This window comes from Undibacterium sp. MH2W (genome assembly GCF_049340215.1).
In the GTDB taxonomy this organism is placed as follows: Bacteria; Pseudomonadota; Gammaproteobacteria; order Burkholderiales; family Burkholderiaceae_D; genus Undibacterium.
In genome coordinates, this window is record NZ_JBMPPA010000023.1 from 1 (window position 1) to 1,051 (window position 1,051).

The 1,051-nt window shown below is 50.7% G+C and carries 1 protein-coding gene; it reads left to right on the forward strand.

Annotated features, from left to right (window positions below; translation table 11 throughout):
• The first annotated feature begins 14 nt into the window (after positions 1 to 14).
• Positions 15 to 866, forward strand: a complete 852-nt coding sequence (locus tag ACO0K2_RS19690) for a MotA/TolQ/ExbB proton channel family protein (protein WP_423021761.1) — start codon at positions 15 to 17, stop codon at positions 864 to 866.
• Positions 867 to 1,051 lie beyond the last annotated feature (185 nt).

A 1,051-nucleotide genomic window follows, 5' to 3' on the forward strand; every position in this document is an offset into this window, starting at 1 on the left:
GTTTCTCTGCATTTCTGGCGACCGCCCTCCTGGCATTGAGCGCTACTGTTGTTGCTCCAGTGTTTGCTGATGAGCCTGCTTCCGCAGCGACCACAGCAGCACCAGCAGCTTCTGCACCAGCACCAGCTGCTGACGCATCTGCACCAGCAGCAGCGCCAGGCGACGCAACAGCAGCACCAGCAAAAGAAGTGATCGAAAACCCATACGGTCTCGACGCACTGTGGAAAACTGGTGACTTCGTTGCTAAAGGCACATTGATCATCATGGCAATCATGTCCATGGGTTCTTGGTACATCCTGATCACAAAGATCATCGATCAAGTGAAATTGTCCGGCCAAGCAACGGATGCACGTACAAAATTCTGGAAAGCAGCATCTGTACAAGCTGGTTCTTCTTCCCTGAAAGAAGGCAGCCCATTCCGTTTCATCGCTGATTCCGGTATCAAAGCGACTGAACACCACGAAGGCGCATTGCTGGAACAAATCGACCTCAACACATGGGTATCGATGTCCATCCAACGCGCAGTCGACAAAGTACAAAGCCGTTTGCAAGATGGTCTGGCATTCTTGGCGACAGTTGGTTCTACAGCACCGTTCGTTGGTTTGTTCGGTACAGTTTGGGGTATCTACCACGCGTTGACAGCGATCGGTATGTCCGGTCAAGCATCGATCGATAAAGTAGCAGGTCCAGTGGGTGAAGCGCTGATCATGACGGCGATTGGTTTGGCGGTAGCGGTTCCAGCAGTTCTGGGTTACAACTTCTTGGTACGTCGCAACAAGAGCTCCATGGAAGAAGTTCGTGCATTTGCAGCTGACCTGCACTCTGTTGTGTTGTCTGGCAACATGAGCAAAGTTGCTAAGAAGTAATTAAGCAGCAGCGCAAGATAACACCACTGTCTCAAAAGCAAGGCATGAAGGAATGGTACCGAGAGAAAGTGGTGTTGAACGTTAAAGCAATCTGAAAGAGATACATTATGGGAATGGCAATCGGCAACGATGGTGATGGCGAAGACGAAGTCAACAGCACCATCAACACCACCCCGTTGGTAGAC